This is a genomic window from Blastococcus sp. SYSU DS0617 (assembly GCF_054051075.1).
Genome location: NZ_JBJHAO010000009.1, coordinates 1 through 16391 on the forward strand (window position 1 = coordinate 1; position 16391 = coordinate 16391).

The 16391-nt window shown below is 73.1% G+C and carries 15 protein-coding genes and 1 tRNA gene; 9 read left to right on the top strand and 7 right to left on the bottom strand.

The features are described 5' to 3' along the window. Positions 1 to 604, bottom strand: a 604-nt coding sequence (locus ACI793_RS11465; protein ID WP_456606498.1) for a diaminopimelate decarboxylase family protein, incomplete at its 3' end; no start/stop codon positions are given. Next, positions 601 to 2262, bottom strand: a complete 1662-nt coding sequence (gene argS, locus ACI793_RS11470; RefSeq protein ID WP_456606499.1) for an arginine--tRNA ligase — start codon at positions 2260 to 2262, stop codon at positions 601 to 603. The genes ACI793_RS11465 and argS, both read right to left, overlap by 4 nt. A gap of 122 nt (positions 2263 to 2384) precedes the next feature. On the opposite strand from argS, the gene ACI793_RS11475 reads away from it, so the two are divergent. From ACI793_RS11475 to ACI793_RS11485, 3 genes are all read left to right on the top strand, one after another. Further along, a complete protein-coding gene (locus ACI793_RS11475) occupies positions 2385 to 3188 on the top strand; it encodes a DUF3105 domain-containing protein (protein ID WP_456606500.1) in 804 nt (267 codons plus the stop codon). Positions 3189 to 3258: 70 nt separating this feature from the next. Continuing rightward, positions 3259 to 3876, top strand: coding sequence for a DUF305 domain-containing protein (locus ACI793_RS11480; RefSeq protein ID WP_456606501.1), 618 nt, complete (start codon positions 3259 to 3261; stop codon positions 3874 to 3876). 55 nt (positions 3877 to 3931) lie between these two features. Beyond that, positions 3932 to 4003: transfer RNA gene (locus tag ACI793_RS11485), tRNA-Arg, on the top strand. Between the two features lie 37 nt (positions 4004 to 4040). Here ACI793_RS11485 and ACI793_RS11490 read toward each other — a convergent pair. Continuing rightward, on the bottom strand, positions 4041 to 4448 hold the full coding sequence (locus tag ACI793_RS11490; RefSeq protein ID WP_456606502.1) for a RidA family protein: 408 nt from the start codon (positions 4446 to 4448) through the stop codon (positions 4041 to 4043). Between the two features lie 124 nt (positions 4449 to 4572). Between ACI793_RS11490 and ACI793_RS11495 the strand changes: the two genes are divergently transcribed. Then, the gene (locus tag ACI793_RS11495) at positions 4573 to 5463 is read left to right on the top strand and encodes an alpha/beta fold hydrolase (protein WP_456606503.1); all 891 of its coding nucleotides are present in this window, start codon (positions 4573 to 4575) and stop codon (positions 5461 to 5463) included. A 55-nt stretch (positions 5464 to 5518) separates the two neighbouring features. Here the strand turns inward: ACI793_RS11495 and ACI793_RS11500 are convergent, their stop codons facing one another. From ACI793_RS11500 to ACI793_RS11515, 4 genes are read right to left on the bottom strand one after another with little or no spacing between them, the layout of a single operon-like run. Next, positions 5519 to 6289: an SDR family NAD(P)-dependent oxidoreductase gene (locus ACI793_RS11500; protein ID WP_456606504.1), complete on the bottom strand. Its 771-nt coding sequence runs from the start codon at positions 6287 to 6289 to the stop codon at positions 5519 to 5521. A 21-nt stretch (positions 6290 to 6310) separates the two neighbouring features. After that, positions 6311 to 7948, bottom strand: coding sequence for an ABC-F family ATP-binding cassette domain-containing protein (locus ACI793_RS11505; protein WP_456606505.1), 1638 nt, complete (start codon positions 7946 to 7948; stop codon positions 6311 to 6313). Between the two features lie 34 nt (positions 7949 to 7982). Continuing rightward, entirely contained in the window at positions 7983 to 9041 is a 1059-nt protein-coding gene (locus tag ACI793_RS11510; RefSeq protein ID WP_456606506.1) for an adenylate/guanylate cyclase domain-containing protein, read from the bottom strand. A 12-nt stretch (positions 9042 to 9053) separates the two neighbouring features. Continuing rightward, entirely contained in the window at positions 9054 to 9524 is a 471-nt protein-coding gene (locus ACI793_RS11515; protein ID WP_456606507.1) for a universal stress protein, read from the bottom strand. 306 nt (positions 9525 to 9830) lie between these two features. Between ACI793_RS11515 and ACI793_RS11520 the strand changes: the two genes are divergently transcribed. From ACI793_RS11520 to ACI793_RS11540, 5 genes are all read left to right on the top strand, one after another. Further along, positions 9831 to 10733, top strand: coding sequence for an ATP-binding cassette domain-containing protein (locus tag ACI793_RS11520; RefSeq protein WP_456606656.1), 903 nt, complete (start codon positions 9831 to 9833; stop codon positions 10731 to 10733). Then, positions 10730 to 11494: an ABC transporter permease gene (locus tag ACI793_RS11525; protein ID WP_456606508.1), complete on the top strand. Its 765-nt coding sequence runs from the start codon at positions 10730 to 10732 to the stop codon at positions 11492 to 11494. The genes ACI793_RS11520 and ACI793_RS11525 overlap by 4 nt, the downstream gene beginning before the upstream one ends. A gap of 168 nt (positions 11495 to 11662) precedes the next feature. Beyond that, complete coding sequence (locus ACI793_RS11530; protein ID WP_456606509.1) at positions 11663 to 15373, top strand: multifunctional oxoglutarate decarboxylase/oxoglutarate dehydrogenase thiamine pyrophosphate-binding subunit/dihydrolipoyllysine-residue succinyltransferase subunit; 3711 nt, start codon at positions 11663 to 11665, stop codon at positions 15371 to 15373. Between the two features lie 66 nt (positions 15374 to 15439). Then, a complete protein-coding gene (locus tag ACI793_RS11535) occupies positions 15440 to 15625 on the top strand; it encodes a DUF6104 family protein (RefSeq protein ID WP_456606510.1) in 186 nt (61 codons plus the stop codon). Positions 15626 to 15674: 49 nt separating this feature from the next. Next, positions 15675 to 16388 (top strand): metal-dependent hydrolase, encoded by a 714-nt coding sequence (locus ACI793_RS11540; protein ID WP_456606511.1) that lies wholly within the window; start codon positions 15675 to 15677, stop codon positions 16386 to 16388. Positions 16389 to 16391: the final 3 nt, after the last annotated feature.

The following is a 16391-nucleotide window of genomic DNA, read 5'->3' on the forward strand; positions in this document are numbered from 1 at the left end:
GCCCCCCGCCGCCCCCCGCCGCGCCCCCCCCCCCCCCCCCCCCCCGCCCCCGCCCCCCCCCCCCCCCCCCCCCCCCCCCCCCCCCCCCCCGGGCGGCGGCCAGCGGGACGAGCCGGTCGATCTCGTCGAAGGAGTCGAGCACGACGTGCCCGATCCCCGAGTCGACGGCCAGCTGCAGCTCCACGAGGGACTTGTTGTTGCCGTGCAGCGCGATCCGCTCGGCCGGGAAGCCGGCGGCCAGCGCCAGGGCCAGCTCGTTGCCGCTGCAGGCGTCCAGGTGCAGGCCGTCCTCGGCGATCCACCGGGCCACCTGACCGCAGAGGAAGGCCTTGGAGGCGTAGTGCACGTCGGCGCCCTCGAACGCGGTCGCGAAGTCCGCGGCGCGGCTCCGGAAGTCGGCCTCGTCCAGGACGAACAACGGCGTGCCGTGCTCGCGGGCGAGGTCGGTGACGGCGCGGCCGGCCAGGTGCAGCTCGCCGTCGACCCGGGTGGCCGACCTCGGCCAGACCTGCGGGTCCAGGGCGCCCAGCTCGGCCGGTGGCGCGCCGGCGCCGGTCGGCTGCTGGATGTTCCCGTGCAGCGGACCCGCCGGGTGCGCCCTCACATCCGCTCCGGAGCGCTGACGCCGAGCACGTCGAGACCGTTGCGCAGGACGGTCGCCGTCGCGGCGCACAGCCACAGCCGGGCGGTGGTCAGCGAGGTGACCTCCTCGTCGCCGCGGGGCAGTACGCGGCACGAGTCGTAGAAGCGGTGATAGGTGCCGGCCAGCTCCTCGAGGTAGCGGGCGACCCGGTGCGGGGCGCGCAACTCGGCGGCGGAGGCGAGCACCCGCGGGAACTCGCCGACGGCGCGCAGCAGATCGCTCTCCCGCGGGTGGTCCAGCGCCGCGACGTCGACGTCGTCGGCCTGCCCGAGCGGGACCCCCAGGTCGGCGGCGTTGCGCAGCAGCGAGGAGATGCGGGCGTGCGCGTACTGGACGTAGAAGACCGGGTTGTCGTTGGTCTTCCGCGTCCACTGCTCGACGTCCACGTCGATCTGCTGGTCCACGGACGCCCGGGCCAGGGCGTACCTGGTGGCGTCGACCCCGATCGCCTCGACGAGGTCGTCGAGGGCGACGACGTTGCCCGCACGCTTGCTCATCCGCACGGGCTCGCCGTCCCTGACCAGGTTGACCAGCTGGCCGATGAGGATCTCGAGATGGGCGTCGGGGTCGTCGCCGGTCGCCGCGACCAGTGCCTTGTAGCGGCCCACGTACCCCGAGTGGTCCGAGGCCAGCATGATCAGGACACGGTCGAAGCCACGCGCCCGCTTGTCCAGGTAGTAGGCGCAGTCGGCGGCGAAGTAGGTCGGCTCGCCGTCGGCCCGGATCAGGACCCGGTCCTTGTCGTCGCCGAAGTCCGTCGTGCGGAGCCAGACGGCGCCGTCACGCTCGAAGACGTGCCCCTGCTCGCGCAGCCGGGCCACCGCCTTCTCCAGGGCGCCGGACTCGTGCAGGCTCGACTCGGAGAAGAAGACGTCGAAGTCGACGCCCAGAGCCACCAACGAGCTGCGGATCTCCGCGACCATCAGCTCCACGCCGCGACCGCGGAACACCGGCAGCTGCTCGTCTGCGGGCCGGTCGAGCAGTCCCGGTTCGCGGGCCACGACCTGTTGGGCGATCTCCCCTATGTAGCTCCCGGCGTACCCGTCCTCCGGCACAGGCTGGCCCAGCGCGGCGGCCTGCAGGCTCTTGGCGAACCGGTCGATCTGCGCCCCGGCGTCGTTGAGGTAGAACTCCCGGGTGACGCTGGCACCGCTGACCTCGAGCAACCGCCCCAGCGCGTCACCCACCGCCGCCCAGCGGGTGCCGCCGATGTGGACCGGACCCGTCGGGTTCGACGAGACGAACTCCAGGTTGAGCTTCTGGCCGGCGAACGCATCGGTGCGGCCGTAGGCCGGCCCCGCCGTGACGGCCCGCACGGCGATGGTGCCGAGCGCACCCTTGGCCAGCGTGATGTTGAGGAACCCGGGACCGGCGACGTCGACCGACGCGATTCCCTCGTGCGCGCGCAGCTCCTCGGCGAGCAGCTCGGCCACCTCGCGGGGCGGGCGGCCGGCGGGCTTGGCCAGCCGGAGGGCGATGTTCGTGGCGTAGTCGCCGTGCGCGGGGTTCTTCGGCCGCTCGACGACGACCTCGGCGGGGACCTCCACGGGCAGCGCGCCGCGGTCGACGACCGCGCCCACGGCGGTACGGACGACGGCCTGCAGCTGCTCCGGTGTCACCGCACGAGCGTACTGACCGGGCCCCGGCGCCTCGGCGCCCCCGCCCGGCGGATGCAGGGAACGTCCAGGTTCGCAACCTAGACTCGCCGCCGCACCGTGCATCCCGCATCCGAGGAGTGGCCTTGGCCAAGGACCGTAAGCCCGACGACGCCCGCCCCAGCGGCGGCGCCACCCGGTCCGGAGGCGGCAACCCCAACCGCGCCCGTGCAGGCGGCAAGGGCGGCCGCACCCGCCCGCCGACGACGGTGGTGGCCAACGCGCAGAAGCGTCCGTGGGGCCTCATCGCGGGTGCGCTGGCCGTCGTCGTCTTCGCCGCGGCCGTCATCTCCTACGCCGTGGTCCAGGTCAACGAGGCGAACGCCAACAAGGTCGAGGCGGTGGACGAGATCGCCGGCGTCGAGACCTACGACTACGAGGGCGGCAACCACGTCGTCACCTCGGTCGACTACTCGGAGTCCCCGCCGGTCGGCGGTGAGCACGACAACGTCTGGGCCGATTGCACCGGAACCGTCTACGAGGTCGACATCCGGCACGAGAACGCGGTGCACAGCCTCGAGCACGGCGGGGTCTGGGTCACCTACAACCCGGACGAGGTGACCGACGCCGAGATCGACACACTCGCCCAGCTGGTCGAGGGCGTGAACGGCCGGATGATGTCGCCCTACGAGGGCCTGGACTCCCCGATCAGCATCCAGTCCTGGGGCAAGCAGCTGAAGGTCGACAGCGCGGACGACGAGCGGCTGGAGCAGTTCGCCGACCTGCTGACCTTCAAGGCCGGGGAGTTCCCCGAGCCCGGTGCCACCTGCGAGCGGCCCGACTTCCTCGCGAACCCGCTCGTGGCCGACACCCCCGACACCACGACGTCCGGCGAGGGCGACGCCCCCGTCGACGGCTCCGCGACCGAGGGGGGCGAGTCGGACGGCTGACGCGACCACCTCCCGACCGACCGAGCCCGCTCAGGGATCCCGCTCGCCGCTGCGAACGGCGCTGCTGGCCGTGATCGCCGTCGGGCTCATGCTCATCGGCGGCGGGCTGGCCGTCGCGGTGGCGCTCGCCGTCGACCGCATCCCGGTGACCCCCACCGCGGACTCGGTCGACGCCGGGTTCGCCCGCGACATGTCCGTGCACCACCTGCAGGGGGTCGAGATGGCCAACCTGGTCGCCGAGCGCAGCGACGACCCGGAGGTCGAGTCGCTGGCGGTCGACATCTCGGCGACGCAGACCAACCAGGCGGGCCGCATGCAGGGCTGGCTGGCACTGTGGGGCCTGTCCCCCACGGGCGGCGAGACGATGTCCTGGATGGAGGACGCCGCCCACACAGGGCACGACATGGCGGCGACGGGCAGCGGTGCGCTCATGCCCGGGATGGCGACCGAGGCGGAGCTGGCCGACCTGCGCAGCCTCTCGGGCAACGCCTTCGACGTGGAGTTCCTGCGGCTCATGATCCGTCACCACCAGGGCGGTTTCGGCATGGCGCAGTACGCCGCCGAGCACGCCGACGTCGACGCCGTGCAGAACCTCGCGGAGAGCATCGAGGCGTCCCAGAGCTTCGAGGTCGACACCATGACCGACATGCTCACGGCGCGCGGCGGCACACCCCTCCCGGCCCCCTGAGGCCCTCCGGCCGTCCGGCCCCCCGGGGCTGATACGGTTCTGCCGAACGAGACGAGCCCCCGTAGCTCAGGGGATAGAGCACTGCCCTCCGGAGGCAGGGGCGCAGGTTCGAATCCTGCCGGGGGCACTCTTCGTTTTCCGCCGGTTCCGCACCGGCCCGGCCGTCACGCCAGCACGGCGACCGCCTCGACCTCCACGAGCAGGTCCGGCTCGCCCAGCCCGGCCACACCCAGCAGCGTGATCGGCTTGCGCGGGTCGACACCCAGCCGCTCCGCCGCCTGCGCCACGCCCGCCCCCAGGGCGGCCAGCTTCTCCGGCGCCCAGTCGACGACGTGGACGGTCAGCTTCGCGACGTCGTCGAAGGTGCCGCCCACGGCGGCCAGTGCGGTGGCGACGTTCGAGTAGGCCTGCGCCACCTGCGCGGCGAGGTCACCGGGACCCACCGGGTTGCCGTCCGCGTCGCGGGCCACCTGCCCGGAGAGGTAGACGGTGCGGCTGCCGGTGGCGACGGCGACCTGGACGTAGTGCTCGGGCCGGGGCAGGCCCTCGGGATTGATCAGCTCGACGGGCACGGTTCCTCCTCGATGTCGGCACCGCCGGGGCGACGGCGCCCGCATCCGAGCACCCGGGACCGACAGTTCGTGGCCGCCGGGGCAGTGACGGGCGTCTCGTGCGCCTGCACTAACGTCCGCCGGCATGGAGAGCAGCGGCATCGCGACGGCCACCGTCGGCGACATCGAACTGGCCTACGAGACCTTCGGCGACCCCTCGGACACCCCCGTCCTGCTGGTCAGCGGGCTCGCCACGCAGATGATCGGCTGGGCGGACGAGTTCTGCGCCGGACTGGCCGCGCAGGGCCTGTTCGTCGTGCGCTTCGACAACCGCGACATCGGCCTGTCCACGCACCTGCACGACGCCGGCGTCCCGGACCTGGGCGCGATCGGCCGGGGCGACCGCTCCAGCGTCCGCTACGGGCTGGCGGACATGGCGGCCGACGCCGTCGGCCTGCTCGACGCCCTGGACCTGGACCGCGTGCACCTCGTCGGGGTGTCGATGGGCGGGATGATCGCCCAGCTGGTCACCATCCGGTACCCGGAGCGCGTCCGCAGCCTCACCTCGATCATGTCCACGACCGGGGACCGCTCGCTGCCCGGCCCGACCGACGAGGCCACGGCGGTGCTCTACGCCCGGCCGGCCACCGACCGGGAGAGCGCGATCCAGCGGCAGCTGGAGACCTACCGGGTGATCGGCTCCCCCGGGTTCCCGCTCGACGAGGCGGCGGTGAGCGCCCGGGCCGGCCTCTCCTTCGACCGGGCGCACGACCCGGCAGGGGTGGCCCGCCAGATGGCCGCCATCGTCACGACCCCGGACCGGACCGCCGACCTCGGGCAGGTGACGGCTCCGACCCTGGTCATCCACGGGTCCGACGACGCCCTGGTGAACGTCGCCGGGGGTCGCGCCACCGCGGCCGCCGTCCCCGGCGCAGAGCTGGTGATCATCGACGGCATGGGCCACGACCTGCCCCGCGACCTGTGGCCGCAGCTCACCGAGCGGATCACCACGCACATCCGGCGCGCCGACGGCTGACGGACAACCAGGCAGATCCCGCCGAGGACCCGACGCACGGCGGGACGCCGGCGGATCAGCTGGTGAGCATCCCGCCCTCGACCGGGATGGTGGTGCCGGTGACGTAGCCGCCGGCGTCGCTCACCAGGAAGATCAGCGCGGCCGCCAGCTCCTCGGGGTGCCCCTTGCGCCCTACCAGGATGCGGGGCATCTGGGAGTCGAGGTACTCCTCGGGATAGGCGTCGGTCATCTCCGAGGCGAAGAACCCGGGGGCGAGGGCGTTGACCCGGATGCCCTTGCGCCCGGTCCACTGCTGGGCGAGGTCGCGGGTGAGGCCGATGAGGCCCGCCTTGCTGGCGGCGTAGGCGGCCTGCGGCAGGCCGGCCGTGGTCAGGCCGAGCATGCTCGAGATGTTGACGATCGAGCTGCCCGGCTGCATGACCCGCCCGCAGGCCTGCGCCATCCAGTAGCAGCCGTTGAGGTTGACGTCGATCACCTGGCGGAACTGCTCGGGGGTCTCCCGGGTCGCCGGGTAGGCCGTCCCGACCCCGGCGTTGTTGACCAGGACGTCGACCCGCCCGAACTCGGCCATGGCGGCCTCGACGAGCGCGGTGCAGTCCTCCGGGAGGGCGACGTCGGTGCGCACGGCGAGCGCGCGGCGTCCCGTCGCCTCCACCGCCGCCTGCGTCTCGGCCAGCCGGTCGGTGCGCCGCGCCCCGAGGACGACGTCGGCGCCGGCTTCGGCCAGGGCCCGGGCGAACACCGCCCCGAGGCCTGAGGAGGCCCCCGTGACGACCGCGACGCGGCCGTCGAGGCGGAACATGTCCAGGATCGTCCGCTCGCTCACCGCCCGAACCTAGCCCAGCGCTCAGACCTCGACGACCCGTCCACCGGAGACCTCCAGGCGACGGGTGGTGTGGACCGCGTCGAGCATCCGGCGGTCGTGGGTGACGAGGAGGAGGGTGCCCGCGTACTCGGCCAGGGCCCGCTCCAGCTGCTCGATGGCGGGCAGGTCGAGGTGGTTGGTCGGCTCGTCGAGCACCAGCACGTTCACGCCGCGCGCCTGCAGCAGCGCCAGCGCCGCACGGGTCCGCTCCCCCGGCGACAGCGTCTCGGCCGGCCGCAGCACGTGTTCGGCGGTCAGCCCGAACTTCGCCAGCAGCGTGCGCACCTCCGACGTCGGCCAGTCGGGCACCTCGGCACCGAACGCGTCCAGCAGCCGTTGCTGGCCGAAGAAGAGCCCGCGGGCCTGGTCGATCTCACCGATCCGCACCGCCGGGCCCAGCGACGCCGTCCCCTCGTCCAGCGGCACCCGGCCCAGCAGCGCCGCGAGCAGCGTGGACTTCCCCGACCCGTTCGCCCCGGTGATCGCCACGCGGTCGCCCCAGTCGACCTGCAGGTCCAGCGGGCCGAGCACGAAGTCCCCGCGGCGGACGACGGCGCCGCGCAGCGTCGCGACGACCGCCCCGGCACGGGGTGCCGCGGCGATCTCCATCCGCAGCTCCCACTCCTTGCGGGGCTCCTCCACGACATCGAGCCGCTCGATCATCCGCTGGGTCTGCTTGGCCTTGGCCGCCTGCTTCTCCGAGGAGGCGCGGTTGGCCGCCTTGATGTGCTTGTCGCCGTCCTTGGACTTCTTGATCGAGTCGCGGACGCCCTTGGCCATCCAGTTGCGCTGCATCCGCGCGCGGGCCTCGAGCCCGGCCTTGGTGTCGGCGAACTCGTCGTACTCCTCGCGCGCGTGCCGCCGGGCGACCTCGCGCTCGGTCAGGTACGCCTCGTAGCCGCCGTCGACCACGCGGACCAGCTGCTGGGCCAGGTCCAGCTCCACGACACGGGTGACCGTGCGGGAGAGGAACTCGCGGTCGTGGCTGACCACCACGATGCCCGCCCGCGAGCCGGCCACGAACCGCTCCAGCTGGTCCAGACCCGCCAGGTCGAGGTCGTTGGTGGGCTCGTCGAGGAGCAGCAGGTCGTAGCGGGACAGCAGCAGCGAGGCCAGGCCGACGCGGGCGGCCTGCCCACCCGACAGGCCGGTCATGAGGGCGTCGAGGGCCACGCCCGGCGCGACGTCGGCGACCACCTCCGCCGCGCGCTCCTCGAGGTCGGCGCCACCGAGGGCCAGCCAGCGCTCCAGCGCCTCGCCGTAGGCGTCGTCGGCGCCGTCCTCGCCGGCGGTCAGCCGCTCGGTCGCGTCGTCGAGCGCCGCCTGCGCGGCCGCGACGCCGGTCCGCCGGGCGAGCGCGCCCAGCACGTTCTCCCCCGGGTGCCGCTCGTGCTCCTGTGGGAGGTAGCCCAGCGTCGCCGACGGCGGGCTGACCGCGATGCTGCCGGCCTCGGCCGGGATCTCGCCCGCGAGCGTGCGCAGCAGCGTGGACTTCCCTGCGCCGTTCACGCCGACCAGCCCGACCACGTTTCCGGGAGCGACGACGAGATCGAGGTCGGCGAACAGCACGCGGGCGCCGTGACCGGCGGCCAGGCCGCGCGCGACGAGGGTGGCACTCACCGGCCCAGCGTCCCATCCGCCGCCGCGGCCCCCGTCACTCCTGGTCGAACGCGTCCTCGCCGTAGCCGCTCTCGTCCGGGGCGTCGTCCTCCGCGCGCCGGCGGACCAGCCACGGCTGCAGGTGGTCGTACCCCCGCACCGACACCCGCCGCAGCGGCCGGACCTTGTACCCGGGCAGTCCCCGGATCCGGTCGGCGAGGTCGCGGTCGACCAGCAGGGTCCCGGGGCGGGCGAGGGAGGTGAGCCGGGCCGCCAGGTTCACCACCGGCGAGTAGATGTCGCCCAGCCGCGTGAGCACGCGCCCGTACGCGGCCCCGACCCGGAGCGGCGGTCGCTCCTCGGTGTCCCAGACCAGGGGCAGCAGGAGACCGATCTCCACCGCGTCGGCCGCGGTCGCCGCGGTGAACAGCACCCCGTCACCGACGGTCTTGACCACCCGGCCGTGGTGGCGGGCGATGACCTCCGCGGCGGTGCTCTCGAAGTCCTCGATCATCTCCCCGAGCTCCTGCCCGCCCATGCCGCGGCTGCGCGAGGTGTAGCCGACGAGGTCGACGAACCCGACCGCGAGCTCCCGTCGGTCGCCGCCTCCGGTCACGGCCAGCAGCCGCTCGGCGTTGGCCGCGAGGTGGCGCCGCCAGACGTAGTCCTGCACCTCCCGCAACCGCGGCAGCAGTTCCTCGGCCGCCGCCACCGCCTCCTCGGCCGTGGCGGCGGCGCGCTCCCCCGGCTCGGCGCCGGTCCGCGCACCGCGGGCCAGGGCGTCGGCGAGCATGTCGGTCTGCCAGTCGGCCAGCCGGGACAGCGACTGCCCCATGGCCCGGGCGATCGAGGCCTCGGTGTCGGGACCCACGAAACCGGAGTCGATCAGCGTCGACAGCACGTGCAGCGCCTGCACGTCGGCGTCGGTGAAGGCCACCGCGTCATCCGCGGCATCGGGGAAGCCGAGCGCGCGCCACAGCCGCTGCGTCCGGGACGGCGGCATGCCGGCCATCTCGGCGATCTGCAGGCGGGTGTACCGGCGCGGGCCGTCGAGCAGCAGCCGCTCCAGCGCGTCCCGGGCGTCGGAGCCCGGAAGGGGCCCGGGGTCGTCCATGCGAGCCCGGGCTCAGCCGGTGGTGTGGACGACGAGCACGTCGCACGTCGAGCGGCGGGTGGCGTCGGCCGGCACCGAGCCGAGCAACCGGCCCTTGATGCCGTTCAGGCCCCGGTTGCCGACCACGAGCAGGTCCGCGTCCTCGCGGCGGACGACGTCCAGCAGCGCCTCGACCGGCGAGCCCTGGACCGCGACGGTGCGCACGCTGCGGGCGCCGGCCGCGGCGGCCCGCTCGGCGGCGGTGCGGACGGTGTCCTCGGCGGGGTGCGAACCCACGACCTGGTACGCCTCGTCGCCCAGGACGTCCTGCGCGCGGGAGAGCTCCCGGTCGTCGGTCTCGGTGGGCAGGTAGGCGCAGGCGACGACCAGGGTGGCCCCGCACGCGCCGGCGATGGACCCGGCCCTGGCCACGGCCCGCAGGGAGGACTCCGACCCGTCGGTGCCGACGACGACCGTGCGGTAGGCGTTCGCGCTGTCGCTCACGGCGCGAACTCTAGGGGACCGGGTGCGCGGGGACACCCGGAGATCCACTCGACGGGCCGGGCGGGAGGACGACGCGGCGCGCGCCCGACCAGCGCCGACGTACCCCGTCCCGCGTCCCGGTCCCGCTGCCCGACCGGCCCCGGGGACGCGCCGACCCGGCGACGGGACTCCCGCCTGGGGGGCCGGGTGCGATTGGATGCCCGGGTAGCGGCCGACGACGAGGAGTACCCCATTTCCAGCGCAACGACGGCGGCGACCGGCCCCGTGCGGGTCGAGGTACGCGGCCTGACCAAGTCCTTCGGGGCCGTGCGGGCGGTGAGCGACCTGGGGTTCACCGTCGAGCCGGGTTCGGTCACCGGCTTCCTCGGGCCCAACGGCGCCGGCAAGACCACCACCCTCCGCATGGTGCTCGGGCTCATCCGTCCCGACACCGGGACGGCGACCTTCGACGGCGTCCCCTACGCGGCGCTGCCCGACCCGACGCGCACGGTCGGAGCGGTGCTGGAGACCGCCTTCCACCCGGCCCGGTCCGGGCGCAACCACCTGCGGGTGTACTGCCGCGCGGCCGGGCTGCCGGTCGAGCGCGCCGACGAGGTGCTGCGCCAGGTCGGCCTGTCCGACGCCGGCGGACGCCGCGCGGGCGGCTACTCCCTCGGGATGCGGCAGCGGCTGGCGCTGGCCACCGCGTTGCTGGGCGACCCCGGGGTGCTGATCCTCGACGAGCCGGCCAACGGGCTGGACCCCGAGGGCATCCAGTGGCTGCGCGGCTTCCTCCGGCACCTGGCGCACGACCAGGGACGCACGGTCCTGGTCTCCAGCCATCTGCTCTCCGAGGTCGAGCAGACCGCCGACCGCGTCGTGATCGTGGGCGCCGGCCGCCTGGTCCGCGAGGGATCCATCGCCGACCTCCGCGCCGGTGCCGCCAACGCCGGGACGGTGGTCGTGCGCAGCCCCGAGGCCCAGCGGCTGGCCGAGGTGCTGCGGGGCGAGGGCGCCCAGGTGGTGCAGGGCGGCGACGGCGCGCTCACCGTCACCGGCCGCTCGGCCGCCGAGATCGGCTCCCGGGCCTTCGCCGCGGGTGTGGAGCTGCACGAGCTGCGGCCGCACACCAGCGGGCTCGAGGAGATCTACTTCCAGCTCACCGCCGGCCAGGAGCAGTTCGCCGCTCCGACGGCCGGCGCTCCGGTCGCCCAGGGAGCAACCCGATGATCGCCCTCGTCCGCGCCGAGTGGACCAAGCTCTTCACGACCAAGGTGTGGCTGGGTCTGCTCCTGGGCGCCTGCGCGATGGTGGCCGGTTTCGCCGTCCTGTTCACGGCGCTGGCGGGCGCCGAGACCGACGGCGGGCCGGGCATCCCCCCGGTCGGCAACCCGGAGTACGAGGAGCTCGCGTTCTCGGTCGGGGCGCAGGCCTACGTCCTGCTGCTGATCCTGGGGATCATCGGCATGACCCAGGAGTACCGGCACCGGACCGCCACACCGACCTTCCTGACCACCCCTCGGCGCAGCCACGTGATCCTCGCCAAGGTGGTCGCCTACGCCCTGGTCGCCGTGCCGTTCGCCCTGGTCGTCCTGGCCGTGAACGTGCTCGTCGTGATGATCTACGCGGGTGCGCGGGGCGACGCCCCGTCCCTGAGCGGGGACAACCTCACCACCCTGGCCATGTCCTTCGTGGTGCTCGTCCTGTTCACGATCATCGGCGTGGGGGTCGGGGCGCTGCTGCGCAACCAGGTGGGCGCCATCGTCGGGTCGCTGGTGTACCTGTTCGTCGTCGAGGGGATCGTGTCCGCCGTGGGCGCGATCCGCGACGTCTACAAGTGGCTGCCCGGCGGTGCCGTGCAGGCGGTCACCAGCGACTTCGAGACCCCGGGGCTCCTCGCGGCCTGGCAGGGCGGCCTGCTCCTCCTGGCGTACGGCCTGCTCGCCGCGCTCCTGGGGACCCTGCTGGCGGTCCGGCGCGACGTCGTCTGACCGGGGCCGGACCCGCGACGCGGCTCCTCCCGCGCCGGGTCCGGCACGGCCGACGGGCGTAGACTGCCCCCTCAGCCAGCGATGCCCTGACGACGCAGCCCAGAGACGAAGAAGGCACCTCACCCCGTGTCAAGCGAGAACTCAACCCGGCCCTCCTCCCAGTCCCCGGTGACGGGCTTCGGCACCAACGAGTGGCTGGTCGAGGAGATGTACCAGCAGTACCAGGCCGATCCGTCCAGCGTGGACCAGGCCTGGCACGAGTTCTTCGCCGACTACCGGCCCGGCAGCCCGCTCGAGGGCGGCGGCCGCGACAGCGCACCCGCACCCGCCGCGGCGCCGACGCAGGCCCCGGCCGCGCCGGCCAAGGCCCCGGCTCCCGCCGCCCCGTCCACCTCCGCGCGCCCGGCGCGCGTCGAGTCGCAGTCCGAGGAAACCGTGGTCGACCGCACCGCAGAACGCGCCAGCAAGCAGCCGACCGCCTCCGCACCGAAGCCGGCGACCCCGGCCCCGGCCGAGGGCGCCAAGCAGTCGCCGCTGCGCGGCGCCGCCGCGGCCGTCGTCAAGAACATGAACGCCTCGCTCACCGTGCCGACGGCGACGAGCGTGCGTGCGGTGCCGGCCAAGCTGCTGGCCGACAACCGCATCGTGATCAACAACCACCTCAAGCGCGCCCGGGGCGGGAAGATCTCCTTCACCCACCTCATCGGTTACGCGCTGGTGCGCGCGCTCGACGCCTTCCCGAACATGAACAGCGCGTTCGCGGAGGTCGACGGCAAGCCGGTGCACGTCCAGCCGGAGCACGTCAACTTCGGTCTGGCCATCGACCTGCCGAAGCCCGACGGCTCGCGGTCGCTGGTCGTCGCCTCGATCAAGGCCGCCGAGGAGATGGACTTCGCCCAGTTCTGGGCGGCCTACGAGGACATCATCCGCCGGGCGCGGAACAACAAGCTGACCATGGAGGACTTCTCCGGCACCACGATCAGCCTGACCAACCCGGGCACGATCGGCACCAATCACTCGGTGCCGCGGCTGACCGCCGGCCAGGGCGCGATCATCGGCGTCGGCGCCATGGAGTACCCGGCCGAGTTCCAGGGGATGAGCCCCGAGGCGCTCACCGAGATGGGCATCTCGAAGATCATCACGCTCACCTCCACCTACGACCACCGCGTCATCCAGGGGGCGGAGTCCGGCGACTTCCTGCGCACCCTGCACGGACTGCTCCTCGGCGAGGACGGCTTCTACGACGAGGTCTTCCGCTCGCTGCGGATCCCGTACGAGCCGGTGCGCTGGATGCCCGACGTCCGGGTCAGCCACGAGGGGCAGATCGACAAGGAAGCGCGCGTCATCGAGGTCATCGAGGCCTACCGGCGCAACGGCCACCTCATGGCCGACACCGACCCGCTCGAGTTCAAGGTCCGCACGCACCCCGACCTCGACATCCGCGAGCACGGGCTGACCCTCTGGGACCTCGACCGGACGTTCCCGGTCGGCGGCTTCGCCGGGGAGCGGATGATGCCGCTGCGCGACATCCTCGGCGTCCTGCGCAACTCCTACTGCCGCACCGTCGGCGTGGAGTACATGCACATCACCGACCCCGAGGAGCGCGAGTGGCTGCAGAAGCGCATCGAGGTGGCCCACGAGCAGCCCGAGCGCGAGAAGCAGAAGCACATCCTCGGCCGGCTCAACGCCGCTGAGGCGTTCGAGACCTTCCTGCAGACCAAGTACGTCGGGCAGAAGCGGTTCAGCCTCGAGGGCGGCGAGTCGGTCATCCCGATCCTCGACGAGGTGCTGATCGCCGGCACCGAGCACGGTCTCGACGAGGTCGCCATCGCCATGGCACACCGCGGCCGGCTCAACGTGCTGGCCAACGTGCTCGGCAAGAGCTACGCGAAGATCTTCGGCGAGTTCGAGGGCAACATCGACCCCGGCACGGTCCAGGGCTCCGGTGACGTGAAGTACCACCTCGGCGCCGAGGGCACCTTCCGCAACCCGTTCCGGACCGACGACGAGATCGCCGTCTCGCTGGCCAGCAACCCCTCCCACCTCGAGACGGTCAACCCCGTCCTCGAGGGCATCGTCCGCGCCAAGCAGGACATGATCGACAAGGGCGAGCAGGGCTACACGGTCCTGCCGGTGCTGCTGCACGGCGACTCCGCCTTCGCCGGCCAGGGCGTCATCCAGGAGACGCTGAACCTCTCCCAGCTGCGGGGCTACCGCACCGGCGGCACGGTGCACGTGGTCATCAACAACCAGGTGGGCTTCACCACGAGCCCCGCCTCTGCCCGCTCGACGCTCTACTCGACCGATGTCGCGCGCATGGTCAACGCGCCGATCTTCCACGTGAACGGCGACGACCCCGAGGCGTGCGTGCGGGTGGCCCGGCTGGCCGTCGAGTACCGGCAGGCCTTCCGGAAGGACGTCGTCGTCGACCTCGTCTGCTACCGCCGCCGCGGGCACAACGAGGGCGACGACCCGTCGATGACCCAGCCGCTGATGTACGACATCATCGACCGCAAGCGCTCGGTCCGGAAGCTCTACACCGAGGCGCTGGTGGGTCGTGGCGACATCACCCTCGAGGACGCCGAGGAGGCCCTCAAGGACTACCGCGGCCAGCTGGAGCGGGCGTTCGCCGAGACGCACGACGCCAAGGACTCCTCGAAGCCCGAGCCGGTCATGGACCCGCGCACCGCGGAGGAGTCGCAGCTCACGACGGCGATCACCCCCGAGGTGCTCAAGACCATCGGCGACGCGCACGTCTCCTTCCCGACCGACTTCACCCCGCACCCGAAGCTCAAGAAGATGCTCGAGCGGCGCGCCGCGATGGTGACCGAGGGCGGCATCGACTGGGCGATGGGCGAGCTGCTGGCGTTCGGGTCCCTGCTCATGCAGGGCGTCCCCGTCCGGCTGGCCGGGCAGGACTCGCGGCGCGGCACCTTCGTGCAGCGGCACTCGGTGCTCATCGACCGGGAGAACGGCGAGGAGTACACGCCGCTGGCCAACCTCACCGACGACCAGGCGAAGTTCTTCGTGTACGACTCGCTGCTGAGCGAGTACGCGGCCGTGGGCTTCGAGTACGGCTACTCCGTCGCCAACCCCAAGGCCCTGGTGCTCTGGGAGGCGCAGTTCGGTGACTTCGTCGACGGCGCCCAGATGGTCATCGACGAGTTCATCAGCTCCGGCGAGGCCAAGTGGGGCCAGCGCTCCGGCGTCGTCCTGCTGCTGCCGCACGGGATGGAGGGCCAGGGGCCCGACCACTCCAGCGGCCGCATCGAGCGGTTCCTGCAGCTGTCGGCGGAGAACAACATGACCGTCGCCAACTGCACGACGCCCGGCAACTACTTCCACCTGCTCCGCCGCCAGGCGCTCTCGGACGTACACCGGCCGCTGGTCGTCTTCACGCCCAAGTCGCTGCTGCGGGCCAAGGTGGCGGTCAGCCCGGTCTCGGACTTCACCGACGACGCCTTCCGGTCGGTCCTCCCCGACCCGGGCGTGGGCGGTACGCCGCTGGACGGCTCCGCCGTGCGCCGGGTGCTGCTGTGCAGCGGCAAGGTCGCCTACGACCTCATGGCGCAGCGCGAGTCCGAGGGCACCGCCGACGTCGCCGTCGTCCGGGTCGAGCAGCTCTACCCGCTGCCCGCCCAGCAGATCGCCGACGCACTGGAGCAGTACCCGAACGCCACCGACGTGGTGTGGGTGCAGGAGGAGCCGGCGAACATGGGCGCCTGGCAGTTCATGGCCGTCAACCTCCCCGAGCACCTGCCGCAGGGCCGGTCCTTCCGTCGCGTCAGCCGTCGCGCGTCGGCCAGCCCCGCCGTCGGCTCGGCCAAGGTGCACGACGTCGAGCAGCGCCAGCTCGTCGCCGAGGCGTTCGCGGACTGAGCCCGGTCCGCCGTCGACGCCCGGTCCCCGATCCGCTCGGGGACCGGGCGTCGTAGGTTCTGCGGCATGTACTTCACCGATCGCGGCCTGGAGGAGCTCGCCGAGCGGCGTGGCGAGAAACAGGTGACCCTCGCCTGGCTCGCCGACCAGCTGCAGGTATTCGTCGACCAGCACCCCGACTTCGAGGTGCCCGTCGAGCGGCTGGCCACCTGGCTGGCCCGCGGCGGCGCTGACCCGGACGAAGAGGACTGAAACCGCGCGCCTCCGCCGTCGCCTTCGGTCGGGGGCGCACGCTGGGTGAATGCTCGGTCACTCGCATGCGCTCTCCGGTCTCGCGGTCGGGGCCGCGACCCTCCCCTGGGCCCCCGTCCACGGCGCGGTCGCGCAGATCTCCTGGGTGGCCGCCGTCGGCGGGTTCGCGATGCTGCCCGATCTCGACCAGCGTGGCTCGACCGTCTCGGACATGTGGGGGCCGGTGACCGACGTGCCCTCCGGCGCGGTGGGCCGGCTGGCCGGCGGGCACCGCTGGGGCACCCACGACGCCCTCCTCGCCCCGGCGGCCTTCGGCGGGCTGGCCGTGCTCGCCGCCGACACGTACTGGTCGAGCCTGCTGCTCATGGCGCTGGCCATCGGGCTGGCCCTGAGGGCGCTGCACTTCGTCATCCCGGGCCGGACGGAGAACACCGTCCTGGGCAACCTGGCGCTGTCCTGGGTCGGGGCCTGGCAGCTCCTCGAGCACAGCCCGCAGCCCGCCTGGCTCCCCTGGGCGGTGGCCGCCGGCGTGCTCACCCACATCGTCGGCGACGCGATCACCACGGCCGGCGTACCGACTCCCCTGCTGTGGCTGGCCAACCGCGGCAGGCTGGTGTTCCTGCCGCTGCGCACCGGGGCCACCGTGGAGAAGTCGGTCCTGGTGCCGCTGTTCCTCGTCGCCACCGTCGCCTTCACCTGGATCAACACCGACGTCCGTGACACCTTCGACCCCATCGTCGACCGCTTCGTCAGCTCCGGCTGAGAC